Here is a 24,693-nt window from a genome sequence, read left to right as displayed (position 1 = left end):
TTCTGCCGATGGCGGACGCCGACCCCCCTGCCGACGCGCTCGGCCACCGCGCGCGGCTGCGTGAGCGGCTGGCGGCGGGCGGGGGCGAGGCGTTCCACGATCACGAGCTGCTCGAGTTCCTGCTCGCGCTCGGCCGCCCGCGCGTCGATACCAAGCCGACCGCGAAGGCGCTGCTGCGCGAGTTCGGCGGGCTGGGCGGGGTGTTCGCGGCCGATCATGCCTCGCTGGCGCGCGTCCCCGGCATGGGCGAGCTGTCGATCGCGTCGCTGCGCGCGGTGCAGGCGATCGCGGTGCGGCTGGTCAAGTCGCGGATCGCCGACCGGCCGGTGCTGGCGAACTGGCAGGCGCTGCTCGACTATCTGCGCGCCGACATGGCGCATCACGCGGTGGAGCGGTTCCGCGTGCTCCATCTCGACACGCGCAACCACCTGATCCGCGACGAGGCGAGCGAGGGCACGATAGATCAGGCGGCGGTCTATATTCGCGAGGTCGTCAAGCGCGCGCTGGAGCTGGGGTCGGCGGCGGTGATCCTGGTCCACAACCATCCCTCGGGCGACCCGGCGCCGAGCCGCGCCGACATCGACATCACCAAGGCGATCGCCGCCGCCGGCAAGCCGCTCAACATCGCGGTCCACGACCACCTGATCATCGGCACGCAGGGACATGCGAGCTTGCGGGCGATGGGACTGATCTGAGTTGCAGCCCGCGCCGCATCGCGCATAATCGATGCTGTTGTCCCATGACCCAAGGAGCCGACTCGATGCGTGTACGCCCGACCAGTCTCGCCCTCACCGTGCTCATGATGTCCGCCGGCGCGATGCTGCCCGCTTCCGGCCTCGCGGCGCCGAGACGGCACGGCCGCGTCGCCACCCGACCCGCGCTCCCGCCCGGCAGCCATCCGGCGACGGGCCACACCTATCCGCACAGCTTCGGGCCGCTGACCGTCCGCACCTTCGACCAGACCCACTTCGTCGGCACCTACCCTTATCATACCGGCCGGATCGAAGCCGATGCGCGGGGCGATACCGTGACCGGCTACTGGTATCAGGTCGAGGGCGGCCACCCCTGCGACACCGAGCGCGGCGGCACCAGGAACTGGGGACGCGTCACCTTGACCTTCGCGCCCGACGGCACGTCGTTCCGGGGCGTGGAGGGCTATTGCGACGACGCGCCCAGCTATCCGTGGAACAGCCAATAACGACCGGCGCTTCCGGCTCGGATCGACATGCGCGCGCGTGCCGCCTAAGCGCGCGCGCATGATCCTGCGCTATTCCCGCCCCGCCATGACCGCGATCTGGTCGGCGGAGAACCGTTACCGCATCTGGTTCGAGATCGAAGCGCACGCCACTGATGCGCTGGCCGAGCTGGGCGTCGTTCCCCGCGAGGCGGCGGCGGCGCTGTGGCGGTGGTGGGACACGCAGCCCGCGATCGACGTCGCCGCGATCGACGCGATCGAGGCGGTGACCAAGCACGACGTGATCGCGTTCCTGACCTGGGTCGCCGAACAGGTGGGCGACGAGGCGCGGTTCATGCATCAGGGCATGACCAGTTCCGACGTGCTCGACACCTGTCTGGCGGTGCAGCTGGCGCAGGCGAGCGACCTGCTGATCGCCGATCTCGACGCGCTGCTCGGCGTGCTCGAACGCCGGGCGCAGGAGCACAGGCTGACGCCGACGATCGGGCGCAGCCACGGCATCCATGCCGAGCCCGTGACGTTCGGGCTCAAGCTCGCCTATGCCCATGCCGAGTTCGCCCGCGCGAGGACCCGCCTGCTCGCCGCGCGCGCCGACATCGCCACCTGCGCGATCTCCGGGGCGGTCGGCACCTTCGCCAATATCGATCCGCGGGTCGAGGCACACGTCGCGGCGAAGCTGGGGCTGACGATCGAGCCGGTCTCGACCCAGGTCATCCCGCGCGACCGCCACGCGATGTTCTTCGCGACGCTCGGCGTCGTCGCCGGCTCGGTCGAGCGGCTGGCGACGGAGGTCCGCCACCTCCAGCGCACGGAAGTGCTGGAGGCGGAGGAGTATTTCAGCCCCGGCCAGAAGGGTTCCTCGGCGATGCCGCACAAGCGCAACCCGGTGCTGACCGAGAACCTGACCGGGCTGGCGCGGATGGTGCGCGGCTATGTCACCCCGGCGCTGGAGAACGTCGCGCTGTGGCACGAGCGCGACATCAGCCATTCGTCGGTCGAGCGCTATATTGGCCCGGACGCGACCGTGACGCTGGACTTCGCGCTGGCGCGGCTGACCGGCGTGATCGACAAGCTGCTGGTCTATCCGGCGCGGATGCAGGCGAATCTCGACCGGATGGGTGGGCTGGTCCACTCGCAGCGCGTGCTGCTGGCGCTGACCCAGGCGGGGGTGAGCCGCGAGGATGCGTACCGGCTGGTGCAGCGCAACGCGATGAAGGTGTGGGAGTCCGACGGCGCGCTGTCGCTGGAGGAGCTGCTCAAGGCGGACGCCGAGGTAAACGCCGCGCTGTCGCCCGAGCGGATCGCGGCGGAGTTCGACCTGGGCTATCATTTCAAGCACGTCGACACGGTGTTCGCGCGGGTGTTCGGCGACGGAGCGGAGATACACGCCGGATAATCCAGGTTACCGGCGTGGCTAACGCGCGAGTAAGGTGCGTCGGATATGGCCCCGCCATGGACCTTGTCTCGCGATCCTCTCTGGCCGCGGCCGTGCTACAGGTGGGGGTGGTGGTGGCGGGGCTGGTAACGGCAGCGATCGCGCCGCCGACGACAGGCGCGATGCTGGCCGTGCCGCTGAGCGGAACAACGCTGGCGACGACGATCAACCTGGCCCTCGCGGCGGGCGCGACGATCGAAGGACCCGGACCGATCAGCGGCTCGGTCGTGGTGCGCGGCGAACGCCGCCGCCTGTTCGGACCGATGCGCGCCCACGGCGTCGCCCTGCTCGCCGCGTCTGCGTGGATGTGCGGCAAGTGACCGCGCCGCCGATCTCCGACGAGCTGATGCTGTTGCGCCGGCAGGGCACGATCCTGCTGGTCGGCATGGCCTGGGTGACGATCGCGCTGCTCGGTCTGTTCGGAATGCTCATGCCCGGCCGGGACGCACGGCTGGTGATCATGATCGGCCTGATCGCCAATATCGGCCCCAGCTACATGATCTGGCGCGGCCGGCAGGACACGGTCACGCGGCTGATGGTGGGAACGCTGGCGGCGATCTATCCGGCGCTCGGCGTTTCGCTGCTCGCGGGACATCCGTGGCAGATGGACGCGCATATGTACTTCTTCGTCGCGCTCGCGGCGCTGACGGTGCTGTGCGACTGGCGGCCCATCCTGCTCGCATCCGTCCTCATCGCCGCCCACCACCTGCTGCTGGAGCTGTTCGCGCCGGCCCAGGTGTTCACGGGCGTCGGCAATTTCGGGCGCATCGTCTTCCACGCGCTCGCCGTGGTGCTGCAATGCGCGCTGCTCGGCTTCATCACCGTCAAACTCCGCAACCTGATCCTGCGCGGCGATCGCGCGCGCACCGAGGCCGAGGCGATGGCGCGCGACGCGATCGCGGGCCGGGGGCTGCTGGAGGCGGCGATGGCGACGGCGACGGCGGCGGAGGCGCGTGTGACGCAGGAACGCGACCGGCGGGAGAACGCCGAACGCGAGGGAGAGCGCCGGCGTCGTGCCGACATGGTCGCGCTCGCCGAACGCTTCGAAGCGTCCATCGCCGACATGGTCGGCAGCGTCGGTGCCGCCTGCTGCGAGCTGGACGACTCCGCGCGTTCGCTGGCCGACCTGGCGCAGCGCGCCAACCGTGAGGCCGCGCAGACCGCCACGTCGGTGTCGGCCTCGACGCTTCACGCCGGCGCGCTGGCGGGACAGGTCCGTCATCTCAGCCACTCGATCGGGCAGATCGCGGGGTCGGTCGATCGCCAGGCGACGCTCAGCGGCGCCGCCCGCAGCGCGTCCGCATCGGTCCACGACGCGGTATCGGCGCTGACCAGCCGCACCGCCGCGATCGAGGGGTTCGCCGACACCATTCAGGAGATCGCCGGGCAGACCAACCTGCTCGCGCTCAATGCGACGATCGAGGCGGCACGCGCGGGCGAGGTCGGCCGCGGCTTCGCGGTCGTCGCGGGCGAGGTGAAACAGCTCGCCGGTCAGGCCACCGCCGCGACGGGCGAAATCCGCACCTTGGCCGGTTCGGTGGGGGCCGGGGCGGACATCGCGCGCGGCTCGCTCGACGCGATCGCCGCGATGGTCGAGGACGTCGCCCGCGCCGCCGAGGCGATCCGCGAGGAAGTATCCTCGCAACGCTCGACCGCCGCCGCGTTGGAACACAGCGCGGCGGAAGCAGCGGGCGGAGCCCAGATGGTCGCCGACGATTTCCGTGGTATCGTGCGGATGGCGGGCGACACGGAACGACTGTCCGTCAAGGTGTCGGCGTCCGCCTCGGCATTGACGGGCGTCTCGCGCGGGTTGCAGGCGGCAACCACCCGTTTCGTAGAGCAGCTGCAAGCCGCCTAGTAAGCGAGTTGCAAATTCTGCATTCGTGATCGCGCGTAACAAAATTGCGCGATGTCGAAACTTTCTCCACATGGGTCCGCGTCGGCATCGTGCCGGCAAGGAGACCAACAATGCGCGTCATGGAAACGCTGACCGGCAGCTTGCTGTCGATCGCGACCACCGTGCTGGCGGTCGGGGCGGTTTTCGCCTTTTAAGTCAGCCCAATCCCGCCCTCTGCGAAGAGGGCGGTGCGGGGCCGCTGTTCAGACCGTCGCCAGAGACTCCGCCAGCGACGAGATCGTCGCCTGCGCCACGTCGGTATTGTTGAAGATCACGATCGTCCGATCGCCGATGAGATCGTGGGCGATGAGCGCACGATAGCCCTCGACTTTCCCTGCCTCCCACGCCCAGCGGCGGCCGCCGATCGTCCGGACGCGCCCGCCCAGCGCATAGTCCTCTTGCGCCCAGGCGATCGTCGTCAGCGCCGCGCGCGATCGAGCGCTCAGCAGCGCGCCGGAAAAGATGCCGTGTGCGGCGCGTAGGGCGTCGTCCACGGTGGCGAATACGACGCCGCTCGCCGCCACGAAGGGCGGCAATGGCGCCATCTTCGGTTTGAGCGGGTCCAGCGTGGCATAGGCTGATGCGGTAGCCGCATCACGCCCGCCGCGCGTGTCGACCAGTCCCGCGCGCCACATGCCGAGCGGCGCGAAGACCAGCCGGTCGAGGATGCCGGCGAACGGCAGGCCGGTCACCCGCTCCAGCAGCGCGTGGACGATGACCCAGTTCAGCGCCGAATATTCCCAGCCCGTCCCCGGCGCGAACGCCACGTCGCCGGGACCAAGGCGCGCCACGATCGGCGCCGACCCCTCGGTGGACGCACGCAGGCTCGGGTCGGCGCGAAGCGCGGCGGCCAGGCGGTCGGGGATGCCGCTGGTGTTGGACAGGAGATGACGAAGCGGAACCGCCCCGCCCTGTGTCTCGCGCATCGCCGGCAGCCAGGTGCCGATCGCCCGGGCGAGATCGAGCCGGCCCTGCTCGACCAGCCGCAATACCGCGACCGTCGTCAGCCACTTCGATGCCGAACCGAAGGCGAAGCGGGTCGTGAGGCCGATGGGCCGGCGGCTCTCGACATCCGCCCAGCCGAACGCCTCAACGAAGTCGCGCCGCCCGCGCGTCGCACAGGCGACGATCCCGTTGAAGCGATGCTCGCGCGCGAAACTGCTCACGATCGATCCGGTCGCTGACGTCGGCCGCGTCGCGCGTGCCGGCAGCATCGCCAGCGCGCCGATGCCGCCGACGACCGCCCTGCGCCCGATCGTCACTACACCCGCTCCCCGTGGTCGGTCAGCCCGCCACAGCCTTCTTCAACTTCGCGAAGAACCCCTGGCTCGCCGGGCATTCGTCGCCCGTCTCGGTCTCGCGGAACATCTCCAGCAGCTCGCGCTGGCGGGTCGACAGCTTGGTCGGGGTCTCGACGTCGATCTGCACCACCAGGTCGCCCACGCCCCTGCCCTGCAACACGGGCATCCCAGCGCCCCGATGGCGGAGCTGCTTGCCGGACTGGATGCCCACCGGGATGCGGATCTCGTGGGTCTGGTCGTCCAGCCCCGGAATGTGGAGCGTGCCGCCCAGCGCAGCGGTGGTGAAGCTGATCGGCGCGCGCGCGAACAGCGTCGTGCCGTCGCGCTCGAACAGCGCGTGCCGCTTGACGTGGAGGAAGATGTACAGGTCGCCCGGCGGTGCACCGCGCGCACCCGCCTCGCCCTCGTTGCCCAACCGGATGCGCGTGCCCTCGTCGACGCCGGGCGGCACCTTGACCTCCAGCGTCTTGGTCTGTTCGACCCGGCCGTCGCCGCGACAGTCGGGGCACGGGTCGGCGATCATCTCGCCCGACCCCTGGCAGATCGGACAGGCGCGCTCGACGACGAAGAAGCCCTGCTGCGCGCGGACCTTGCCATGGCCGGCACACTGACGGCAGGTCGTGCTGCTGGTGCCGGGTCGCGCGCCCGAGCCGTGGCAGGTGCCGCACGGCGCCGACACGTCGACGGTGATCTCCGTCTCCTTGCCGTGGAACGCCTCTTCCAGCGTGATCTCCATGTCGTAGCGCAGGTCCGCGCCGCGCCGCGCCGCCTGGCGACCACCCCCCCGCTGGGCGCCGCCCATGAACTCGCCGAACACGGATTCGAAGATGTCGGAGAAGCCGCCGAAGTCCTGCGCGCCGCCGCCGCCAGCGCCGTTCTGGAACGCGGCGTGGCCGAACCGGTCATAGGCCGCGCGCTTCTGCGGGTCCTTGAGGATGTCATACGCCTCGGAGACGGCCTTGAACTTGGCCTCCGATTCCCGGCAACCGGCGTTCTTGTCGGGGTGATATTTCATCGCGAGCTTGCGATACGAGGTCTTGAGCGTCCCCGCGTCGGCGGTGCGCTCGCATTCCAGCAGCTCGTAGTAATCGATGGTGGTGGTCATCGCCGGCCCCGAACGCAAAATGGGCCGTCACTCCCGACGCGGGAATGACGGCCCGGACACATCACTTCGTCTCGTCGACCTCGGAGAACTCGGCGTCGACCACGTCCTCCTTGGGCGCCTCGCCCGCGCCGTCCTGCGACGGCGATGCCTCCGACTGCGCCTGCTTCTCGTAGATGGCCTGGCCGAGCTTCATCGCGACCGTCGCCAGCGCCTGCGCCTTTTCGGTCATCTGATCCGCGTCGCCGCTCTCGACCGCCGCCTTGGCCGCATCGACCGCCGCCTGGATCTCGGACTTGAGCGACTCGTCGACCTTGTCGCCGTTATCCGCCAGCTGACGCTCGGTGGTGTGGATCAGCGACTCGGCGTTGTTCTTCGCCTCCGCGCCCGCACGCCGCCTCTTGTCCTCGTCGGCGAACTTCTCCGCGTCGCGGACCATCTGCTCGATGTCGTTGTCGCTGAGGCCGCCCGACGCCTGGATGCGGATCTGCTGCTCCTTGCCGGTGCCCTTGTCCTTGGCCGACACGTTGACGATGCCGTTCGCGTCGATGTCGAACGTGACCTCGATCTGCGGCACGCCGCGGGGCGCCGGCGGGATACCGACCAGATCGAACTGGCCCAGCATCTTGTTGTCCGCCGCCATCTCGCGCTCGCCCTGGAACACGCGGATCGTCACCGCGCCCTGATTGTCGTCGGCGGTCGAATAGGTCTGCGACTTCTTGGTCGGGATCGTCGTGTTGCGGTCGATCATGCGGGTGAACACGCCACCCAGCGTCTCGATGCCCAGCGACAGCGGCGTCACGTCCAGCAGCAGCACGTCCTTGACGTCGCCCTGCAACACGCCCGCCTGGATCGCGGCGCCCATCGCAACGACCTCGTCAGGGTTGACGCCGGTATGCGGCTCCTTGCCGAAGAACGCCTTCACCGCCTCGCGCACCTTGGGCATGCGCGTCATGCCGCCGACGAGCACGACTTCGCTGATGTCGTCGGTCTTCAGCCCGGCATCGGCCAGCGCCTTCTTCATCGGCTCGATCGTGCGCTTGATGAGGTCGTCGACCAGCCGCTCCAGATCGGCGCGGTTGATCGTCTTCACCAGATGCTTCGGCCCGTTTTGATCCGCGGTGATGAAGGGCAGGTTGACCTCGGTCGAGGCGGCCGAGGACAGCTCGATCTTCGCCTTTTCCGCCGCTTCCTTCAGCCGCTGAAGCGCCAACTTGTCCTTCGACAGGTCGATGCCCTCGTCCTTCTTGAAGCCCTCGGCCAGATACTCGACCAGCTTGTTGTCGAAATCCTCGCCGCCCAGGAAGGTGTCGCCGTTGGTCGCCTTCACCTCGAACACGCCGTCGCCGATCTCGAGGATCGAGACGTCGAACGTGCCGCCGCCGAGGTCATACACCGCGATCGTCTTGCCGTCCTGCTTCTCCAGGCCATAGGCGAGGGCCGCCGCAGTCGGCTCGTTGATGATGCGGAGCACTTCCAGACCCGCGATCTGGCCGGCGTCCTTGGTCGCCTGACGCTGGGCGTCGTTGAAATACGCCGGCACGGTGATCACCGCCTGCGTCACCGTCTCGCCGAGGTAAGACTCGGCGGTCTCCTTCATCTTCTGCAGCGTGAAGGCGCTGATCTGCGACGGCGAGTATTCCTTGCCGCCCGCCGATACCCACGCATCGCCGTTCTGACCCTTCACGATCGTGTAGGGGACGAGCTGCGTGTCCTTTTTGGTGATCGGGTCGTCGAAGCGGCGGCCGATCAGGCGCTTCACCGCGAAGATCGTGTTGTCGCCGTTGGTGACCGCCTGGCGCTTGGCCGGCTGGCCGACCAGCCGCTCGCTGTCCTTGGCAAAGGCGACGATCGACGGCGTGGTGCGCGCGCCCTCCACATTCTCGATCACCTTGGGCTTCCCGCCCTCCATCACCGCGACGCAGCTGTTGGTGGTGCCGAGGTCGATACCGATTACTTTAGCCATGTGTCCGAATAGCCCCTGACAAGCATGAAAACCGAAAAGGCGGCGCGTCCGTTACGGCAGCGCAACCTGTGTTACTTGGCGCGATATAGGTGCGGGTCGGCTTGCCGCAAGAAGGGTGCAGGCGTAGGCGGCGGCGATGCGATTTGCGATACGGGACAGGGCGATGCGGGCGGCAACGGCGGCGACGCTGGCCGGGCTGTTGATGGGATGTCAGCCGCCGCAGCGCGAGATCGGCGACGTGTGGGTCCGCCTGCCCGCCGTACCCGGCCGCCCCGCCGCGGCGTACTTCCACGCGACCGGCGGGGTTCAGGACGTGGCGATTACCGGCATCACCAGCCCGCGGGCGGGACGCGCCGAGATGCACGAGAGCATGGCGGCCGGGATGCGCCCGATCGCCACGGTCGCGCTGGACGCAGGCCAGGACGTGCGCTTCTCGCCTGCCGGCCGGCACGTCATGCTCTACGATGTCGACCCGCGCGTGAAGCCGGGTACGACGATGCCGCTGCGGTTCGCCTTTTCCGACGGCATCCAGGTCACGCTGGACGCCAAGGTCGTCGCCGCCGCCGACCCCGCGCCCTTCTAGCCGGCCGGGGACCGCTCGCCAAACTGTCCGGCCAGCCACGCGCGGCGCAGCACCCACAGCCCGGCGGCGGTACAGATCAGCAACGCCGGCAGCGCCGCCTCCGGCCCGAAACGGCCGCCGTCCAGCCAGTCCGCGACCGCAGCCTTGGGCGTCGTCGTCAGCGGACCGCCGGCGAACCCGTCCGTCCCGCTCACCGCCGCGCCGAAAATCCACCCCTGCGTGAAGTTCCAGCCCATGTGGACGCCGATCGACGCCCAGATGCGCCCGGTCAGCATATAAAAGGCACCGAGCAGGATGCCCGCCTCGAACGCGATGCACACCGCCGCGAACGGCGACGCATTGGGGTTGGTCAGGTGCAGTCCGCCGAACAGCAGCGCCGACAGCGCCAGCGCCCACCACGGCCCGGCCGCGCGCCACAGGAGGCGGAACACGACGAGGCGGAACAGCAGCTCTTCCAGTATCCCTGACTGGATCGTGTTGGTGATCGCGCTTGCGATGGCGCTGGCGGGAACGGGTCGGACCGTGACGAAGCCGGCAAAAGCCATCACCCCGACCGACACCGCCATCAGCACGCCGCCGACACCCAGCCCCGCGAGCCATTCCGGCAACAACCGCGCCGCCGCGAACTCGCTCGCCCGGCGATCCTCGCCCAGCCGCACCGCGAGGAGGTAGGCCGCGACGACGATCGCCAGCGACACCGCCATCACACCGACGCCGATCCAGCCCGTCGCGATCGTCATCGGTCCGCCCCGCGCCGCGCGCACGACGAAACTAAGCCCCCCGACCGCCAGCCCGAACAGCACCCCCAGACCCAGAAACAGCCCGACCATCCAGCCCAGCGCCCGCAGCCAGCGCAAGCGCCCCGGCTTGAGTATGCGCCTGTCACCCAGTTCGACCATCCGACCCCCCGATTTCCGTCATGCAATAGAGCGCCGCGTCCGCCTCGTCACCCCGCGGGGAGCTACAATCCCGCAAGATCGATCGGGCCGTCCTTGTCGAGCGTCGCCCCCGCCGGCGGCAGCGGGTATTTCAGCCCCGTCGCACAGTTGAACAGCACCACCTGCTCGTCCTCGTCGACCTCGCCGGTGCGGACCGCCTCGCGATATGCCGCCAACGTCGCGCCGCCTTCGGGGCAGAGCAGCAGCCCGTCCTTCCTCGCGCAGTCGTCGGCGGCACGCAGGATGGCGGGGTCGCCGACCGCCAGCGCCTTGCCGCCGCTCGCCCGCACCGCGCGCAGGATCAGGAAATCGCCGACCGCCTTGGGCACCCGGATGCCGGCCGCGACGGTATGCGCGTCTTCCCAGCGCTCGGCATGCTCGACGCCCGCCTCGAACGCGCGCACGATCGGCGCGCAGCCCGCCGCCTGCACCGCGTACATGCGCGGCCGCTCCGGGCCGATCCAGCCGAGCCGCTCCAGCTCGTCGAACGCCTTCCACATCCCGATCAGCCCGGTGCCGCCGCCGGTCGGATAGAAGATGGCGTCCGGCAGCGTCCAGCCGAGCTGCGCCGCCAGCTCCAGCCCCATCGTCTTCTTGCCCTCGATCCGGTACGGCTCCTTCAGCGTCGAGAAGTCGAACCAGCGCCCTTCGGCCGCCCCGCGACCGACGATCGCGCCGCATTCGTCGATCTGCCCGTTGACGCGATAGACGCGCGCGCCCTGCGCGGCGATCTCGCGGATGTTGACCTCGGGCGTCTCCTCCGGCGCGAGGATCACCGTCTCGATCCCGCACCGGCTGGCATAGGCGGCGAGGGCCGCGCCGGCATTGCCGTTGGTCGGCATCGCGATCCGGGTCACGCCCAGCTCGCGCGCCATCGCCACCGCCATCACCAGCCCGCGCGCCTTGAACGATCCGGTCGGCAGCCGCCCCTCGTCCTTGACCAGCACGTTCGCGCCGCCGCTGGCGGGGATCGGCACCAGCGGCGTCTCGATCTCGCCCAGGCTGACGATGCTGTCGGTACGCCGCACCGGCAGCAACTCGCGCCACCGCCACAGGTCGGTCGGGCGCCGTTCCAGCGACGATCGCGGGAGCGTCGCCGCCACGCCGTCGAGGTCGTAGCGCACCAGCAGCGGCCGCCCCGCCCGGCTCAACCCGTGCAACCGGTCGGCCTCGTAGCGCTCGCCGGTCAGTGAGCATTCCAGATGCGTGACGAAGGTCGGACGCTCGGCGGTCAGGTTCGTGTTCATGCCCGACGCCTTATCTCCCCCGAGCCCCCGTCGTCATGCGCCAACTTGCCCGGCATCCATGCGCCGGCTGCGGCGTTGTCGCGGCAACCGTCACTTTGGAGCATGCCGATGAACCCCTCCTTCCTGATCGGCCTAGTCGCGGGCCAACGCGCGATGACCCCGCTGGCCGTCCTCGCCGGTGCCGCGCGCGACGGGCGGCTCGACGCCGACGCGCCGGGCGTCACGCTCCTGGCCAATCCACTGATCGCGGCAGGCGCGGTGGCGCTGGCGGCGGGCGAGATGGCGGGCGACAAGATGACAACCGCGCCCGACCGCATCGTCCCCGCCGGACTGGCCGCGCGGCTGGCGACCTCGACCTTCGCCGGCGCGGTGCTCGCCGCGCCGGGCAAGCGCCGCCGGGGTGCCGCCATCGCGGCGGCGGCGGCGGTCGCCTCCTCCTACATCGGCTGGCGCCTGCGCTGTGCCGCGATCAAGCGCTGGGGCCAGACCGCGACCGGGGTCGTCGAGGATGCGGCGGTACTCGCGGCCGGGCAGGCGATCGTTTCGCGTCGGTGATCGGCCGGCAAGCGCAGCGCCTCGCGTAGTTACAATCAGCCGTAAAGATTGAATTTCGACGCCGGAAAGGACGCGGACGACCGCGGCAAGAAAGGCATCTCGCTCGTGCTCGGGGCGCGGGTTTTCAACTACGTCGAGGTCGGGACCCGGACGGCGGTATATGTAAAGCGAGGCGTGGCCACACGCTTCATCTCTGTCAGGAGAAGCAACGATGGCGAGCGACGGCTCCGCGATAGCGCTACCAGCGGATCCGAATGGTCCCGAGGATTTCAACGTCACGGTCGAGGCGCTGGAACTGGCACTGGCCGAGCGCCGCGAGCAGTTGCGCGGGGCACAGCGGCTGCCGACGAAGCAGCAGGTGACGCTGCGCCTCGATCAGGACGTGCTGGCCCGGTTCCAGGCGACCGGCCCCGGCTGGCAGTCGCAAATCAACGCGGCCTTGCGCGCTGCGGAGGTCTGACGGCGCGGGCGCAGCGGTTCGAACTGAAACCATGGCCCGGCGCCGTCACCCGGCCCTATCCCGCCGCTTTCGCCACCCCGACCAGCGCCGGGCGGAGCAGGCGATCCTTGATCATGTAGCCCGCCTGCATCTCCTGCACGATCGTGCCCGCCGGCTCGTCGCTCGGCACCTCCAGCATCGCCTGGTGGCGGTTGGGGTCGAGCGTCTCGCCCAGCGCTGCGATCTTGGTGATGCCGTGGCGCGCGAAAACGCCGTCCAGCTCGCGGCCGGTCGCCTCCAATCCTCCGACCAGCCCTTTCATCTTGTCGTCGGCGCGCAATTCGGCCGGCATCGCCGCCAGTCCACGCCCCAGATTGTCCGCCACCGACAGGATGTCGCGCGCGAAGCTGGTCGCGGCATATTGGCGCGCGTCGGCGGCTTCCTTCTCGGCGCGTCGGCGGACGTTCTGGATCTCGGCCTGCGCGTAGAGCGTCGCCTGCCGCGCCTCGGCGAGTTGCGCCTCCAGCTCGGCGACCCGGTCGTGCGCGGCCACTTCGGGCGCGGCTTCGGCGGTCTGCTCGCGCAGGTCTTCACCCTGCTGCGTCGTCTCTTCGGTCATGTGGTTTCCTGTGTCAGCCCATCAAGCGGGCAAGCGTTGCTGCCGTAAAATCAACCATGGGCACGACGCGCGCATAGTTCAACCGCGTCGGGCCGATCACGCCGACGACGCCGACCACGCGCCCGCCCGGTCCGCGGAACGGCCGCGCGATCACCGACGAGCCGCTGAGCGCGAACAGCTTGTTCTCCGCGCCGATGAAGATGCGCGTGGCGTCGCCGGCCGCCGCCGAGTCGAGCAGCTGCGCGATTTCCTGCTTGCCCTCCAGGTCGTCGAGCAGGTCGCGGACACGCTCCAGATCGGCCACCGCCGCCGCGTCGATCAGCCGGCCTTGCCCGCGCACGATCAGCACCGGGCGACGCGCGGTGTCCTCGCTCCACACCGCGAGCCCCTCGCGGACCAGCGCCTGCGCCGCGCCGTCCAGCGCCGCGCGGCCCGCCGCGATCTCGCGCTCGACGCGCAACCGCGCCTCCGCCAGCGTCAGCCCGGCCAGCGTCGCGGTCATGTAGTTGCCGGCTTCCGTCAGCGCCGACGGCGTCATCCCGGCGGGCAGCGCCACCACCCGGTTCTCGACCGCGCCGTCCTCACCGACCAGCACCGCCATCGCCCGATCGGGCGCCAACGCGACGAAGCCGATCTGGCGTAGCCGCGCCTCGTGCTTGGGCACCATCACCAGCCCCGCGCAGGCGGATAACCCGCTCAGCGCCGCCGCCGTCGTCGCCAGCGCCTCCTCGACCGGCCCGCCGGCGCCTGCGCGCGTCTCGATCTGTGCGCGCTCTTCGGGCGAGGGCTCGGTCGCCTGCATCATGCCGTCGACGAACAGGCGCAATCCGATGTCGGTCGGCATCCGCCCCGCCGAGGTATGCGGCGCAGCAAGTAGCCCAAGCTCCTCGAGCTGTTGCAGTACCGTACGGATCGAGGCGGGCGACAGGTTCAACCCCGCCTGCGCGAGCGTCCTTGAGCCGACCGGCTGCCCGTTCGCGAGATAGCCGTCGACGACGCGACGAAAGATGTCGCGCGCGCGGTCGGATAATTCGGTGACGGGCAGCGACGCCATGCCGCGACTGTAGGACGGCGCCGCCCGCCCGTCATCCGACTTTAGCGATACCGCCAGCCACCGTGATGGCGGTAGCGGTTATGCCAATAGCGGCGGCCGTCCCAATAGCCGCGCCCATGGTAATAGTTGCCGATCACCAGCACTGGCCCGCGATGCAGATTGGGGCGAACGTTGGGACGACAATGGCCGTACGGACCGCGATGACCGCCCGGACCACAGCCCTGGCGGGCCTCGGCGGGAGCGGCGGCGGCGAGCGTGGCGCCGGATGCGAGCGCCAGAACGAGTATCTTCCTGAACATAGGCAGACCTTTCAGCTACTGGTAAGCGACACGGCGCACGGATGCGCCGGTAACAGAACGTCACGATCGTCCGAGCCGTTCCGATCGCGGCGCCCACGAAATTGTCGCGATTTGTCGCCGGGCTGGCCCGCCGCGCCGCACCCGGCTACGGCGACGGCTCACACCAGGAGTTCCCCTCTATGCGCCCCAGCGGTCGCGCCCCCGATCAGATGCGCCCGATCACCATCGAGCCCCGCTTCACGCGCCACGCGGAGGGATCGGTGCTGATCGGCTTCGGCGATACCAAGGTGCTGGTCACCGCCAGCGTCGAGGAGCGCCTGCCGCCATGGATGCGCGGCAAGGGCGAGGGCTGGGTGACCGCCGAATACGGCATGCTGCCGCGTGCCACCCACACCCGCGGCAGCCGCGAGGCGGCCAAGGGCAAGCAATCGGGGCGGACGCAGGAGATCCAGCGGCTGATCGGCCGTTCGCTGCGCGCGGTCACCGATCTGAAGCTGCTCGGCGAGCGCCAGATCACGCTCGATTGCGACGTCATCCAGGCCGATGGCGGCACCCGCACCGCGTCGATCTCGGGCGCCTGGGTGGCGCTCCGGCTCGCGATCGACGGGCTGATGAAGGACGGCAAGATCGCCGCCGACCCGCTGACGCAAAAGGTCGCGGCGGTCAGCTGCGGCATCTATGAGGGCACGCCGGTGCTCGACCTCGACTATCCCGAGGATTCGACCGCGCATGCCGACGGCAATTTCGTGATGCTGGAAGACGGCCGCTTCGCCGAGGTCCAAGCGACCGCCGAGGGCGCGTGCTACGACGAGGAGGCGCTGCTGCGCCTGCTGCGGCTGGCGCGGATGGGGTGTGCCGACATCTTCAAGGCCCAGGCCGAGGCGGTGCGGGCGTGAGCCTCGACCTGCCGGGTCCGCAGGCGGTCCGCAAGCTCGCCCCCGGCAGGCTGGTCATCGCCAGCCACAACGAGGGCAAGGTGCGCGAGATCAGGGCGCTGCTGGCGGCCTATGGTATCGAGCCGGTGTCGGCGAAGGAGCTCGACCTGCCCGAGCCGGTGGAGAACGGCACCACCTTCTTCGCCAATGCGGAGCTGAAGGCGCGCTCGGCCGCCGACCTGTCGGGGCTGCCCGCGCTGGCGGACGATTCGGGGCTGTGCGTCGATGCGCTGGGTGGCGACCCCGGCGTGTTCACCGCCGACTGGGCGGAGACGCCGACCGGCCGCGACTGGCCGCTGGCGATGCGAAAGGTCGAGGATGCGCTCGCCGCCAAGGGGCCGGACGCGAGCCGCGACGCGCATTTCGTCTGCGTCCTGGCGCTCGCCTGGCCCGACGGGCACGTCGAGTGGTTCGAGGGCCGCGCCGAGGGCTCGCTGACCTGGCCGCCACGCGGCACGGTGGGGTTCGGCTACGACCCGGTGTTCGTGCCGCTGGGCGACGACCGGACCTTCGCCGAGCTGGAGCCCGAGCAAAAGCACGCGATCAGCCACCGCGCCGATGCCTTCGCGAAGCTCGTCGCGGCGGTGTTTTAACGTCGAATGACGCCCGACATTCACCCTGTCACGCAGGGACCGGACCACGCGCTGCACCCGGTCGGCGGCGACGCCGGCCCGCCGCCGCTACTCGCCGCAGCCGGCACGGTGGTGGTGTGGATCATGTCGGGCGCGGTCCTGAGCGCCCTCGCGATCGCGGCCGGGTTCGTCTGGGCGAGGTGGAGGCTGGCGATCCTGGTCGGTAAATAGCTGCCTGCCGAATGCTCGGGCTTCGCCGGCGGGTGCGGCGGCTAATAGGCCCGGCGACCGGCCACGTTGCCCGGCATCAAATACCGGCACACCAGAAAATCGCGCCCGTGATCGCTGGCGAGGCCGCACCCTACCCGCGTCGTCCCGCGCCACACCATCTGCGTGTAATGCGCCACGTCGGCCCACCGGCCCGTCCGGCTGAAACCCGGCGCGGCGAGGTTGACGAACAGCCGTTTCTCCGCCGCCCAGCCATCGAGCATCTGGTCGTAGGTGTAGACACCCCGCGCACCGGCCCACAGGTTCTCGCCCTCGCGCCCGCGCCGCTCCGGCTGTTCGGAACGCGCGAACCGCCCAGTGACCGCCATCGACCGCGCATAGTCGAGCGCCTGCGCCGCCAGCCCCGCGTCCCAGACCAGCGGCGGCACCCCCACCGCCGCCCGCTCGCGCGCGTGCCGCGCCAGCATCGTCTCGCGCAGCAGCGCGGCGCTGCGCGGGGCGGCGGTCGGGCTATCGTCGCGCTTGTTCTGGCGACCGGGCAGTTCGGGCACACACGCGGTCAGCGCCAACAGGCTCAGCAGGTGGCGTCCGCGCGGCATCCGCGCCATATCGCGCGGGTGACCGACCCCGACAACCTCGCGCTCTACATCCATTGGCCGTTCTGCGTCCGCAAATGCCCCTATTGCGACTTCAACAGCCATGTCCGCGAGACGGTGGACCAGGACCGCTGGCGCGCCGCGCTGCTCGCGGACCTCGCGCACGAGGCGGCGCTGACGCCGGGCCGGCGGGTCGGGTCGGTGTTCTTCGGCGGCGGCACGCCCTCGCTAATGCCGCCCGCGACCGTCGCCGCTCTGCTCGATGCGACGGCGGCGCATTGGGGGTTCGCGCCCGGCGTCGAGATCACGCTGGAGGCGAACCCGTCATCGGTGGAGGCGGCGCGCTTCGCCGATCTCGCGGCGGCGGGGGTGAACCGCGTCAGCCTGGGGCTGCAGTCGTTCGACGACGCGGCGCTGCGCTTTCTCGGCCGGGCGCATGACGCGGCGGAGGGGATCGCGGCGCTCGCCACCGCGCAGCGGGCGTTCGCGCGTGTCAGCTTCGACCTGATCTACGCGCTGCCGGATCAGACCCTGGCCGCGTGGGAAGCGCAGCTCACCCGCGCGCTGGCGTTCGGGACCGAGCACCTGTCGCTCTATCAACTCACGATCGAACCCGGCACGCGCTTCGCGACCGAGGCGGCGGCAGGGCGGCTGGTGCTCCCCGATTCAGACCTCGCCGCCGACCTGTTCGAGGCGACGCGCGCGCGGACGGCGGCGGCGGGACTGCCCGCCTACGAGACCTCCAACCATGCCCGGCCAGGCGCGGAGAGCCGCCACAACCTGACCTATTGGCGCTACGGCGATTACCTGGGCGTCGGCCCCGGCGCCCATGGCCGGCGCGGCGGCTTCGCGACGCAACGCCGCCGTAAGCCGGAGAACTGGCTCGACGCGATCGATCGCAACAGCCACGGCCTCGAACGCGAGGACGCCCTCACCCCGCACGAGCGCGCCGAAGAGGCGCTGCTGATGGGGCTGCGGCTGGCGGAGGGGGTGGACCTGCGCCGGATCGCGGCTCTAGCCGGTGGAGAAGCACCGGTCGATTTCGACGCGGTGCGGCGGCTGGAGCAGCTCGGCCTGATCGCGCTGATGCCCGACCGGCTGCGCGTCACCGAGGCGGGCGCGCTGCTGCTGGATGCGATCTTGCCGGAGGTGGTGACGGATGCGCCCGTCCCGCCGGCGGGCGGCGACTACCGCCCGAACCCGCTCGGTGCCGGGCTGACCACCACCGCCTGACCGCCCCTGATCTCCTGCACCTCCAGCGCGCGCTCGGCGACGCCGTCGCGGCCGAAACGGAACGCGCCGTCCAGCCCGGCGAACCCGTCCGTATCGCGCAACCGCGCTTCCGGAAACCTAGCCCCGATCGGCCAGTCGCGCGCGATCCGCACCGTCAGCAGCACCGCATCGTACCCCAGGCTCGACAGCCGATACGGCCCCGCCCCGAACCGCCCGCGATATTTGGCCGCGAACTGCCGATACAGCCCATCCGAAACACTCGCGAACCACGCACCCGCCAGCTGCGGGCGCGCGGCGATGCCGGATTCGGTATTCCACAACTCGGTGCCGAGCACGCGCGCACTGGGCGAGCCGCGCTTCGCGCCCGCCGCCGCCGCCGCCGCGGTCGGCCCCGCATCGGCGATCAGCACCGCGCCATAGGGCGCCTTGGCCCCCACCCGCGCCGCCGCCGCCGCGATCGCGGCCGGGGTGCGGCTATAGGTCTGAAGCGACAGCACCTGGCCCCCGCCGGCCTCCACCGCGCGCAGGAACGCGGTCGACGCGCGCTCGCCGTACAGCCCGTTGGGCACCATCCCCGCAAAGGTCGTGACGCCGCGCGCCCGCGCGTAATCGACGACCCGCTCGATCGACTGCGCGGGAACATAGCCCATCACATAGGTGCCGCCGCCCGCGACGCCGGTATCGTTGGAAAAGCTCAGCACCGGCACCCCGGCGGCATGCGCGATCGGCCCGACCTGCCGCGCATCGTCCGCCAGCAGCGGCCCCAGGATCAGCTGCGCGCCGTCGTCGATCGCGCGCCTGGCCGCCGCTGCGGCGCCGGTCGCGGTGTCGTAGTTGGTGACGCGCACCTGCGTCGTGTTGGTGTCGAGCATCGCCAGCTGCGTCGCGTTGGCGATCGACTGACCCACCCCCGCATTGCCGCCGGTCAGCGGCACCAGCAGCGCGACGCGGTTGCGCGCGGTGTCGCGCGGGATACCGACCTCCACCTGCGGCGCCTGATAGGCGGGGCGCTGCACCGGCGGCGGTGCGCGCTCGACGCCGGGCGGCACGACGGTGGAACAAGCGGCGAGCAGCGCGCCCGCGGCGACGGCGGCGAAGCGCCCGATCCAGCCCCGTTGCCGGACCCCTTCACCCTCTGCCATGACCCGCTCCCATGAATGTTCTCGAGCCGGGCCTCTACATCGTCGCTACCCCCATCGGCAATCTCGGCGACCTGTCGCCGCGCGCCGCCGACATCCTGTCGCGCGCCGACCTGTTGGCGGTGGAGGACAGCCGCGTCACCGCCGGATTGCTCAGGCACATTGGTACGAAAACACCCATGACGCCGTATCACGATCACAATGCCGACGCGGTTCGTCCCGGCTTGGTAGCGCGGCTGGCGACGGAGGCGATCGCACTGGTCAGCGACGCGGGCACGCCGTTGATCTCCGATCCCGGCTTCAAGCTGGTCCGCGACGCGCGCGCGGCGGGGCATAGCGTGATGACGATCCCCGGTCCGTGCGCGGCGGTGGCGGCGCTGACGCTCGCCGGGCTGCCGACCGACCGCTTCCTGTTTCTCGGCTTCCTGCCGGCCAAGGCGGGCGCTCGTGCCGCCGCGATCGCCGAGGTCGCGGGCATTCGCGCGACGCTGGTGATGTATGAATCCGGCCCACGCCTCGCCGCCTGTCTCGCGACACTCGCCGAGGGGCTGGGCGACCGCGAGGCGGCGGTGACGCGCGAGATCACCAAACGCTTCGAGGAGGCGGTGACCGGCACGCTGTCGACGCTGGCGAGCTGCTATGCCGACGTGCCGCCAAAGGGAGAGATCGTGATCGTCGTCGCCCCGCCCGGCGAGGCGGCCCCCGCCAGCGCCGACGATGCCGACGCGGCACTGGCTGAGGCGCTCACCCGCCTGCCCGTCGGCAGGGCCGCGAGCGAAGTGGCCAAGCGCTTGGGCGTGGACCGGCGCGAACTGTACGCTCGGGCGATGCGGCTCAGGAAAGCGGCGGAGGAGTAATCGACGAACCTGCGACAGCTGCCGTCGGCGAGGATTGCAAATCGCGGACCACGTTGCGACCGTTGCACCATGTACGGTTGGGTGCGATCCGGGGGGATACGGAACGCTCCTGAGTAAGGCCGTCATGCCACGAAGGGGGGCGCAGCATGGATTTCAAGTTCAGGATTTTCGGCGAGTCGAGCAATCACGGCTTTACGTACCGCAAGGACAATCTGCCGTCGTTGAACGAGCTGGACATGATGAACGCCATTATGACGGCAGCGACGGGCGATCTCACGCTGCCGGGCATGGCGAAAACCGCCTTCGAGCTCCGCGATCCGACCGCGTCGGATGTCGGCAAGGCGGCGGGGATGGTGGGCAACATGGTGTTCGCCGAGCTGATCCAGTTGAACATCATGAATCTCGCCAAGAAGAGCGGCGGTCATGGCTGGGTGGGGCTGTGGACGTGGGAACACAACATCATCATGAAGGACCAGCACCGGTTTACCAAGGTGACGCTCGGCGGTGATAACCCCGGCCTGGACTTCATGCGAAAGATCAAGCCGACGCTTGAAGCCGCCGGGATGAGCAATCTGGGCGTGCTGAACGCGATCGGCATGGCGCTCAGCAAGTATGACGAGTGGATCGGCGACGGGCAGCCCCCCAGCTATTCGATACAAATCAAGAAAGGTTAGCAGGAGTCAACTGCCGGGCCAGAGTGGATCGTCGAACCCGCGCCATGAGCCGAACATGCGACGGGCATGCTGCCGCTCTCCCGCCGACCGCTTGTACTTGGGTCGGTGTTGATCGAATGTCCGGGTCCACGGTCCGGCAGATGTCGGCCGAACTCGGTGCGACGCCATGTTGTTGCTGCGCCACGACTGGATCGTCACTGGATTCACGGACTGAGAGGGAACACCATGTCGTTTCAGATCATCGCGTCGGGTGCCGGCGGTTTTCACTATCAGAACGACAATGCCGTCGATCTCGACGATTTCAACATGGTCAAGTTTTTGAACTCGGTACAGTTTTCAAAGCCGGAAGTATCCGATGCGATCCAGTGGGCCGCCGAGCAAGCCAGCCCTTCCGCAGATATGTCGGATGCGGTCGGTGCGGTCGCGCATATCGAGTTGCTGCAACTTCTCATCGAGTCGGTCGACATGCTTGCCACCTGTGGTGGCGCCGACAGCGGCTTTATCAGCTTGCTTACAATCCAAAAACACGTGCTTTGGGCGGATGACTCTCGATTGGAGAAGTTCAACTTCTCCGGCAAGAGCGAGCCCGGTCTGCAGTTCGTGCGGCACATCCGCAAAGCGCTTACCGATACAGACCTGAGTACCATCGGCGTGATCTTCCAGCTCGCCGCTGCGACGAGCAAATATCACAGCAAGATCGGGAGCGACGGGACGCCCAAGCTCTGGATCCGCCTCTCGCATTGAGTCCTCGCTGAGCCTGGAGGTAGCGTGACCACAGGTCGCGCTCGTCGCGCGGCGTGCCGGCACGGCTTGCGTGACATCGCCCCGCTCCGCTAGCCAAGGCCGTGCCGCGCTCCAGATTGTCCAGGCAAGCCGCCGACGCCGCCGGTCGTCGCGGCGAAACCTATGCGGCGGCGTGGCTGGAGCGGCGGGGCTGGACGATCCTCGACCGGCGGGTGAAGACCAGGGCGGGCGAGGTCGATCTGGTCGCGCGCCGCCCCGGCCTGGTCGCGTTCGTCGAGGTCAAGGTCCGCCGCACCGCCGCCGAACTGGACCATGCGATCGACGAGCCCCGCCTCGCCCGCGTCGCCGCCGCCGCCGAGCTGCTGATGGAGCGCTATGCCGAACCGGGCGACGACGTCCGCGTCGACGTCATCCTGCTCGCGCCGGGCAGCCTGCCGCGTCACCTGGAAAATGCCTGGCAACCTTGACCCTCCCCGCGACGCGGCGGGTGGGCTAAGGACAGCATATGACCACATCCCTCACCGTCGCCGTCCAGATGGACCCGCTCGCCGGTCTCAACATCGCCGGCGATTCGACCTTCGCGCTGATGCTGTCGGCGCAGGCGCGCGGGCACCGGCTGTTCCACTATCTCGCCGGCGACCTGAACTACGCCGCCGGGCGCGTCTGGGCGCGCGCGCATCCGGTGACGGTGCGGCGCGTGGCGGGCGATCACTTCACCTTCGGCGAGCCGGTATCGCTCGACCTCGGCGCCGACGCGGACGTGGTGCTGATGCGGCAGGACCCGCCGTTCGACCTCGGCTACATCACCGCCACGCACCTGCTCGAACGGATCGCTACCCGAACGCTGGTGGTCAACGACCCGGCGCAGGTCCGCAACGCGCCCGAGAAAGTGTTCGTCCTCGACTATCCGCAGTTCATGCCGCCGACGCTGGTCACCCGCAACCTCGACGAGGCGCGCGCCTTCCTGGCCGAACACGGCGCGATCGTCGTCAAGCCGCTCCACGGCAACGGTGGCAAGGCGATCTTCAAGGTCGAGGCGGGTGGCCTCAACCTGTCCGCGCTGTTCGAGATCTTCAACCAGACCTGGCCGGAGCCGCACATGGTGCAGGCGTTCCTTCCCGAGGTCGCGGCCGGCGACAAGCGCATCGTGTTGGTCGACGGCGAGGTCGCGGGCGCGATCAATCGCCTGCCGGGCGAGGGCGAGATCAGGAGCAACCTCGCGGTCGGCGGCTCGGCGGTGAAGACCGAGCTGACCGATCGCGAGCGCGAGATCTGCGCCGCGCTCGCACCCGAGCTGAAGCGGCGCGGGCTGCTGTTCGTCGGCATTGACGTGATCGGCGGCAAGTGGCTGACCGAGATCAACGTCACCTCGCCGACGGGCATCGTCGCGATCGAGCGGTTCGACGGGACCGACGTGGCGGCGATGATCTGGGAGGCGGTGGAGGCGAAGGTGGGTCAGCGAGCCCCCCTATAGGCGAGCGGACGATCATGTGCTTCGACTTCGCTCAGCACGAACGGACGCTTGGATGCGCCCGCCCGGACTCCGTTCGCCCTGAACGAAGTCGAAGGGCGGGAAGCGATCGTCGCACATGACCGACTTCATCCTCGATGCCATCACCCAGGCCGGCTATCTCGGCATCTTCCTCCTCATGGCGCTGGAGAACATCGTCCCGCCGATCCCTTCGGAGGTCATCATGGGGCTGGCCGGCATGGCGGTCGCGCGCGGCGACATGGCGCTGGTGCCGCTGGTGCTGGTCGGCACCGCCGGGACGACGGCGGGGAACTGCTTCTGGTACTGGCTGGGTGTGCGCTTCGGCTACGAGCGCTTTCGGCCGTTCGTCGAGCGCCACGGCCGCTGGCTGACGCTCGACTGGTCGGGCGTCGAGCGGCTCCACGCCTTCTTCGTCAGGCATGGCGGCTGGGTGATCTTCGTGTTCCGCTTCATGCCCGCCTTCCGCACGATCGTCTCGCTGCCGGCCGGCATGACGCGGATGCCGCTGTTCCGGTTTCTAGTCTGGACGTTCGCGGGCAGCCTGATCTGGAACACGGTACTGGCCGAAGCGGGCGTGCTGCTGGGCAGCCGCTTCCAGGACCTGCACCGCTATGTCGGCCCCGCGACGATCGCCGTCTTCGTGGCGATGGCGGTCGGCTACGCCTGGCGCGTCGCGACGTGGAAGCCGGACTAGCCTCACGCGCGCGGGTGTGCGCTCCGATAGACGTCCATCAGATACGCCGCGTCGACTGCCGTGTAGATCTGTGTCGACCCCAGGCTCGCATGGCCCAGCAACTCCTGCAACGCACGCAGGTCCGCGCCGCGCCCCAGCAGGTGCGTCGCGAACGAGTGGCGCAGCGCATGCGGAGTCGTCCGCTCGCCCAGCCCCAGCCGCCCGCGCGCCGCCCGCACCGCACGGCGCACCATGCCGGCTGAGAGCGGCCCGCCCTTCGCGCCCCTGAACAGCGGCTCGTCGCCGCGCACCGGCCACGGCGTCGTCGCCGCATAGGCCTCGATCGCGCCACGCACCTGCGGCAACAGCGGCACGACGCGGGTCTTGGCGCGCTTGCCGGTGACGCTCAGCGTCTCGCCCAGCGGCAGCACCCGCGCCGGCAGCGCCATCGCCTCACCGATCCGCAGGCCCGCGCCATATAGCAGCAACAGCACCGCCCAGTCGCGCGCGCCGATCCACGGCGCGGCGGCGTCGTCCGCCACCTCTTCGGCCAGCGCCACCGCGTCCGCCGGCGACACCGGGCGGGGAATGCCCTTCCTGACGCGCGGGCCACGCAGGCGCGGCGCGTCGGCCCCGGCAAAAGCGAGAAAGCCGCGTACCGCCGACAGCTCGCGCGCCGCCGACGCATTGGCCAGCCCCTCGCCACGCCGCGCCGCCAGGAACGCGCGCAGGTCGGCGGTGGTGACGCGGGTCAGGTCGGTCGCCGGGCCACCCCAATGCCGCTGCAGGAACGTGAGCAATCGCTCGGCCGTCGCCTGATACGCGCGCACGGTATGCGCCGACCGCCGCCGGTCGCGGGCGAGATGCTGGCCGTAGAGCGCGGGAAGGTCGGTCACGGCATTCCTTCGTCACCCTGGGGT

30 protein-coding genes are annotated in these 24,693 nt (G+C 69.8%); 19 read left to right on the top strand and 11 right to left on the bottom strand.

Annotation, left to right across the window (positions count from 1 at the left end; genetic code table 11):
* Positions 1-8: 8 nt before the first annotated feature.
* The 6 genes from radC (at position 9) to ACOFKS_RS15420 (ending at position 4,682) form a co-directional block, all read left to right on the top strand.
* Entirely contained in the window at positions 9-695 is a 687-nt protein-coding gene (gene radC / locus ACOFKS_RS15445; protein ID WP_419810145.1) for a RadC family protein, read from the top strand.
* Between the two features lie 65 nt (positions 696-760).
* The gene (locus tag ACOFKS_RS15440; RefSeq protein WP_419810144.1) at positions 761-1,198 is read left to right on the top strand and encodes a hypothetical protein; all 438 of its coding nucleotides are present in this window, start codon (positions 761-763) and stop codon (positions 1,196-1,198) included.
* A 58-nt stretch (positions 1,199-1,256) separates the two neighbouring features.
* Positions 1,257-2,591, top strand: a complete 1,335-nt coding sequence (purB, locus tag ACOFKS_RS15435) for an adenylosuccinate lyase (protein WP_419810143.1) — start codon at positions 1,257-1,259, stop codon at positions 2,589-2,591.
* A 56-nt stretch (positions 2,592-2,647) separates the two neighbouring features.
* A complete protein-coding gene (locus ACOFKS_RS15430; RefSeq protein ID WP_419810142.1) occupies positions 2,648-2,950 on the top strand; it encodes a hypothetical protein in 303 nt (100 codons plus the stop codon).
* Positions 2,947-4,488: a methyl-accepting chemotaxis protein gene (locus tag ACOFKS_RS15425; protein ID WP_419810141.1), complete on the top strand. Its 1,542-nt coding sequence runs from the start codon at positions 2,947-2,949 to the stop codon at positions 4,486-4,488. The genes ACOFKS_RS15430 and ACOFKS_RS15425 overlap by 4 nt, the downstream gene beginning before the upstream one ends.
* Before the next feature lie 44 nt (positions 4,489-4,532).
* Positions 4,533-4,682 carry a hypothetical protein gene (locus tag ACOFKS_RS15420; protein ID WP_419810140.1) on the top strand — a complete coding sequence of 50 codons (150 nt, stop codon included), beginning with the start codon at positions 4,533-4,535 and terminating at the stop codon, positions 4,680-4,682.
* A 48-nt stretch (positions 4,683-4,730) separates the two neighbouring features.
* Here ACOFKS_RS15420 and ACOFKS_RS15415 read toward each other — a convergent pair whose 3' ends face one another.
* The 3 genes from ACOFKS_RS15415 to dnaK form a co-directional block, all read right to left on the bottom strand.
* Complete coding sequence (locus ACOFKS_RS15415) at positions 4,731-5,789, bottom strand: serine hydrolase domain-containing protein (RefSeq protein WP_419810139.1); 1,059 nt, start codon at positions 5,787-5,789, stop codon at positions 4,731-4,733.
* A gap of 22 nt (positions 5,790-5,811) precedes the next feature.
* Entirely contained in the window at positions 5,812-6,933 is a 1,122-nt protein-coding gene (dnaJ, locus tag ACOFKS_RS15410; RefSeq protein WP_419810138.1) for a molecular chaperone DnaJ, read from the bottom strand.
* Between the two features lie 61 nt (positions 6,934-6,994).
* Positions 6,995-8,896 carry a molecular chaperone DnaK gene (gene dnaK, locus ACOFKS_RS15405; protein ID WP_419810137.1) on the bottom strand — a complete coding sequence of 634 codons (1,902 nt, stop codon included), beginning with the start codon at positions 8,894-8,896 and terminating at the stop codon, positions 6,995-6,997.
* A 163-nt stretch (positions 8,897-9,059) separates the two neighbouring features.
* Here dnaK and ACOFKS_RS15400 point away from each other — a divergent pair, with 163 nt between their 5' ends.
* Positions 9,060-9,479: a copper chaperone PCu(A)C gene (locus ACOFKS_RS15400; protein WP_419810136.1), complete on the top strand. Its 420-nt coding sequence runs from the start codon at positions 9,060-9,062 to the stop codon at positions 9,477-9,479.
* Here ACOFKS_RS15400 and ACOFKS_RS15395 read toward each other — a convergent pair.
* A complete protein-coding gene (locus ACOFKS_RS15395) occupies positions 9,476-10,336 on the bottom strand; it encodes a CPBP family intramembrane glutamic endopeptidase (RefSeq protein WP_419810135.1) in 861 nt (286 codons plus the stop codon). The genes ACOFKS_RS15400 and ACOFKS_RS15395 overlap by 4 nt on opposite strands.
* A 104-nt stretch (positions 10,337-10,440) precedes the next feature.
* Positions 10,441-11,664: a threonine synthase gene (locus tag ACOFKS_RS15390; protein ID WP_419810134.1), complete on the bottom strand. Its 1,224-nt coding sequence runs from the start codon at positions 11,662-11,664 to the stop codon at positions 10,441-10,443.
* A gap of 108 nt (positions 11,665-11,772) precedes the next feature.
* On the opposite strand from ACOFKS_RS15390, the gene ACOFKS_RS15385 reads away from it, so the two are divergent.
* Both ACOFKS_RS15385 and ACOFKS_RS15380 read left to right on the top strand, forming a co-directional pair.
* Positions 11,773-12,219 (top strand): DUF4126 domain-containing protein, encoded by a 447-nt coding sequence (locus ACOFKS_RS15385; RefSeq protein ID WP_419810133.1) that lies wholly within the window; start codon positions 11,773-11,775, stop codon positions 12,217-12,219.
* Between the two features lie 211 nt (positions 12,220-12,430).
* Positions 12,431-12,679 (top strand): BrnA antitoxin family protein, encoded by a 249-nt coding sequence (locus ACOFKS_RS15380; RefSeq protein ID WP_419810132.1) that lies wholly within the window; start codon positions 12,431-12,433, stop codon positions 12,677-12,679.
* A gap of 55 nt (positions 12,680-12,734) precedes the next feature.
* Here ACOFKS_RS15380 and ACOFKS_RS15375 read toward each other — a convergent pair whose 3' ends face one another.
* The 3 genes from ACOFKS_RS15375 to ACOFKS_RS15365 are packed head-to-tail and all read right to left on the bottom strand — an operon-like array spanning position 12,735 to position 14,630.
* Positions 12,735-13,277 carry a nucleotide exchange factor GrpE gene (locus ACOFKS_RS15375; protein ID WP_419810131.1) on the bottom strand — a complete coding sequence of 181 codons (543 nt, stop codon included), beginning with the start codon at positions 13,275-13,277 and terminating at the stop codon, positions 12,735-12,737.
* 13 nt (positions 13,278-13,290) lie between these two features.
* A complete protein-coding gene (hrcA, locus tag ACOFKS_RS15370) occupies positions 13,291-14,331 on the bottom strand; it encodes a heat-inducible transcriptional repressor HrcA (protein ID WP_419810130.1) in 1,041 nt (346 codons plus the stop codon).
* A 41-nt stretch (positions 14,332-14,372) separates the two neighbouring features.
* Positions 14,373-14,630, bottom strand: a complete 258-nt coding sequence (locus tag ACOFKS_RS15365) for a GCG_CRPN prefix-to-repeats domain-containing protein (protein ID WP_419810129.1) — start codon at positions 14,628-14,630, stop codon at positions 14,373-14,375.
* A 179-nt stretch (positions 14,631-14,809) separates the two neighbouring features.
* On the opposite strand from ACOFKS_RS15365, the gene rph reads away from it, so the two are divergent.
* Genes rph through ACOFKS_RS15350 form a run of 3 tightly spaced genes read left to right on the top strand, consistent with a single transcriptional unit; the run spans position 14,810 to position 16,368 of the window.
* Positions 14,810-15,526 carry a ribonuclease PH gene (gene rph / locus ACOFKS_RS15360; protein ID WP_419810128.1) on the top strand — a complete coding sequence of 239 codons (717 nt, stop codon included), beginning with the start codon at positions 14,810-14,812 and terminating at the stop codon, positions 15,524-15,526.
* Complete coding sequence (rdgB, locus tag ACOFKS_RS15355) at positions 15,523-16,158, top strand: RdgB/HAM1 family non-canonical purine NTP pyrophosphatase (RefSeq protein WP_419810127.1); 636 nt, start codon at positions 15,523-15,525, stop codon at positions 16,156-16,158. Before rph ends, rdgB begins: the two co-directional genes overlap by 4 nt.
* Positions 16,159-16,164: 6 nt before the next feature.
* Positions 16,165-16,368, top strand: coding sequence for a hypothetical protein (locus ACOFKS_RS15350; protein ID WP_419810126.1), 204 nt, complete (start codon positions 16,165-16,167; stop codon positions 16,366-16,368).
* Between the two features lie 41 nt (positions 16,369-16,409).
* On the opposite strand, the gene ACOFKS_RS15345 is transcribed toward ACOFKS_RS15350, so the two are convergent.
* Positions 16,410-16,964, bottom strand: a complete 555-nt coding sequence (locus tag ACOFKS_RS15345; protein ID WP_419810125.1) for a CAP domain-containing protein — start codon at positions 16,962-16,964, stop codon at positions 16,410-16,412.
* A gap of 18 nt (positions 16,965-16,982) precedes the next feature.
* Between ACOFKS_RS15345 and hemW the strand changes: the two genes are divergently transcribed.
* A complete protein-coding gene (gene hemW, locus ACOFKS_RS15340) occupies positions 16,983-18,194 on the top strand; it encodes a radical SAM family heme chaperone HemW (protein WP_419810124.1) in 1,212 nt (403 codons plus the stop codon).
* Here the strand turns inward: hemW and ACOFKS_RS15335 are convergent.
* Positions 18,149-19,336 (bottom strand): penicillin-binding protein activator, encoded by a 1,188-nt coding sequence (locus tag ACOFKS_RS15335; protein ID WP_419810123.1) that lies wholly within the window; start codon positions 19,334-19,336, stop codon positions 18,149-18,151. The genes hemW and ACOFKS_RS15335 overlap by 46 nt on opposite strands.
* Before the next feature lie 11 nt (positions 19,337-19,347).
* Here ACOFKS_RS15335 and rsmI point away from each other — a divergent pair, with 11 nt between their 5' ends.
* The 6 genes from rsmI (at position 19,348) to ACOFKS_RS15305 (ending at position 23,794) form a co-directional block, all read left to right on the top strand.
* Positions 19,348-20,190 (top strand): 16S rRNA (cytidine(1402)-2'-O)-methyltransferase, encoded by an 843-nt coding sequence (gene rsmI, locus ACOFKS_RS15330; RefSeq protein ID WP_419810122.1) that lies wholly within the window; start codon positions 19,348-19,350, stop codon positions 20,188-20,190.
* 146 nt (positions 20,191-20,336) lie between these two features.
* Positions 20,337-20,864 carry a hypothetical protein gene (locus ACOFKS_RS15325; protein ID WP_419810121.1) on the top strand — a complete coding sequence of 176 codons (528 nt, stop codon included), beginning with the start codon at positions 20,337-20,339 and terminating at the stop codon, positions 20,862-20,864.
* A 225-nt stretch (positions 20,865-21,089) separates the two neighbouring features.
* Positions 21,090-21,608, top strand: a complete 519-nt coding sequence (locus tag ACOFKS_RS15320; protein WP_419810120.1) for a hypothetical protein — start codon at positions 21,090-21,092, stop codon at positions 21,606-21,608.
* A gap of 116 nt (positions 21,609-21,724) precedes the next feature.
* On the top strand, positions 21,725-22,075 hold the full coding sequence (locus tag ACOFKS_RS15315) for a YraN family protein (RefSeq protein ID WP_419810119.1): 351 nt from the start codon (positions 21,725-21,727) through the stop codon (positions 22,073-22,075).
* A gap of 38 nt (positions 22,076-22,113) precedes the next feature.
* Positions 22,114-23,082, top strand: a complete 969-nt coding sequence (gene gshB / locus ACOFKS_RS15310) for a glutathione synthase (RefSeq protein WP_419810118.1) — start codon at positions 22,114-22,116, stop codon at positions 23,080-23,082.
* A gap of 115 nt (positions 23,083-23,197) precedes the next feature.
* Entirely contained in the window at positions 23,198-23,794 is a 597-nt protein-coding gene (locus tag ACOFKS_RS15305; protein ID WP_419810117.1) for a DedA family protein, read from the top strand.
* A 2-nt stretch (positions 23,795-23,796) separates the two neighbouring features.
* Here ACOFKS_RS15305 and ACOFKS_RS15300 read toward each other — a convergent pair whose 3' ends face one another.
* Positions 23,797-24,669, bottom strand: a complete 873-nt coding sequence (locus tag ACOFKS_RS15300; protein ID WP_419810116.1) for a tyrosine-type recombinase/integrase — start codon at positions 24,667-24,669, stop codon at positions 23,797-23,799.
* Positions 24,670-24,693 lie beyond the last annotated feature (24 nt).

Origin of the sequence: Sphingomonas sp., assembly GCF_965200135.1 — a bacterium.
Classification (GTDB): domain Bacteria; phylum Pseudomonadota; class Alphaproteobacteria; order Sphingomonadales; family Sphingomonadaceae; genus Sphingomonas.
This window is presented reverse-complemented; position numbering and strand designations above follow the sequence as displayed.

Coding starts and splice junctions, on each gene's coding strand:
- rph (WP_419810128.1), top strand. CDS start 14,810: ATGCGCCCCAGCGGTCGCGCCCCCGATCAGATGCGCCCGATCACCATC.
- ACOFKS_RS15440 (WP_419810144.1), top strand. CDS start 761: ATGCGTGTACGCCCGACCAGTCTCGCCCTCACCGTGCTCATGATGTCC.
- ACOFKS_RS15325 (WP_419810121.1), top strand. CDS start 20,337: ATGGATTTCAAGTTCAGGATTTTCGGCGAGTCGAGCAATCACGGCTTT.
- ACOFKS_RS15375 (WP_419810131.1), bottom strand. CDS start 13,277: ATGACCGAAGAGACGACGCAGCAGGGTGAAGACCTGCGCGAGCAGACC.
- ACOFKS_RS15430 (WP_419810142.1), top strand. CDS start 2,648: ATGGACCTTGTCTCGCGATCCTCTCTGGCCGCGGCCGTGCTACAGGTG.
- ACOFKS_RS15320 (WP_419810120.1), top strand. CDS start 21,090: ATGTCGTTTCAGATCATCGCGTCGGGTGCCGGCGGTTTTCACTATCAG.
- dnaK (WP_419810137.1), bottom strand. CDS start 8,896: ATGGCTAAAGTAATCGGTATCGACCTCGGCACCACCAACAGCTGCGTC.
- ACOFKS_RS15335 (WP_419810123.1), bottom strand. CDS start 19,336: ATGGCAGAGGGTGAAGGGGTCCGGCAACGGGGCTGGATCGGGCGCTTC.
- purB (WP_419810143.1), top strand. CDS start 1,257: ATGATCCTGCGCTATTCCCGCCCCGCCATGACCGCGATCTGGTCGGCG.
- ACOFKS_RS15365 (WP_419810129.1), bottom strand. CDS start 14,630: ATGTTCAGGAAGATACTCGTTCTGGCGCTCGCATCCGGCGCCACGCTC.
- ACOFKS_RS15385 (WP_419810133.1), top strand. CDS start 11,773: ATGAACCCCTCCTTCCTGATCGGCCTAGTCGCGGGCCAACGCGCGATG.
- ACOFKS_RS15345 (WP_419810125.1), bottom strand. CDS start 16,964: ATGCCGCGCGGACGCCACCTGCTGAGCCTGTTGGCGCTGACCGCGTGT.
- radC (WP_419810145.1), top strand. CDS start 9: ATGGCGGACGCCGACCCCCCTGCCGACGCGCTCGGCCACCGCGCGCGG.
- rsmI (WP_419810122.1), top strand. CDS start 19,348: ATGAATGTTCTCGAGCCGGGCCTCTACATCGTCGCTACCCCCATCGGC.
- ACOFKS_RS15305 (WP_419810117.1), top strand. CDS start 23,198: ATGACCGACTTCATCCTCGATGCCATCACCCAGGCCGGCTATCTCGGC.
- ACOFKS_RS15380 (WP_419810132.1), top strand. CDS start 12,431: ATGGCGAGCGACGGCTCCGCGATAGCGCTACCAGCGGATCCGAATGGT.
- dnaJ (WP_419810138.1), bottom strand. CDS start 6,933: ATGACCACCACCATCGATTACTACGAGCTGCTGGAATGCGAGCGCACC.
- ACOFKS_RS15350 (WP_419810126.1), top strand. CDS start 16,165: ATGACGCCCGACATTCACCCTGTCACGCAGGGACCGGACCACGCGCTG.
- ACOFKS_RS15400 (WP_419810136.1), top strand. CDS start 9,060: ATGCGGGCGGCAACGGCGGCGACGCTGGCCGGGCTGTTGATGGGATGT.
- gshB (WP_419810118.1), top strand. CDS start 22,114: ATGACCACATCCCTCACCGTCGCCGTCCAGATGGACCCGCTCGCCGGT.
- hrcA (WP_419810130.1), bottom strand. CDS start 14,331: ATGGCGTCGCTGCCCGTCACCGAATTATCCGACCGCGCGCGCGACATC.
- ACOFKS_RS15390 (WP_419810134.1), bottom strand. CDS start 11,664: ATGAACACGAACCTGACCGCCGAGCGTCCGACCTTCGTCACGCATCTG.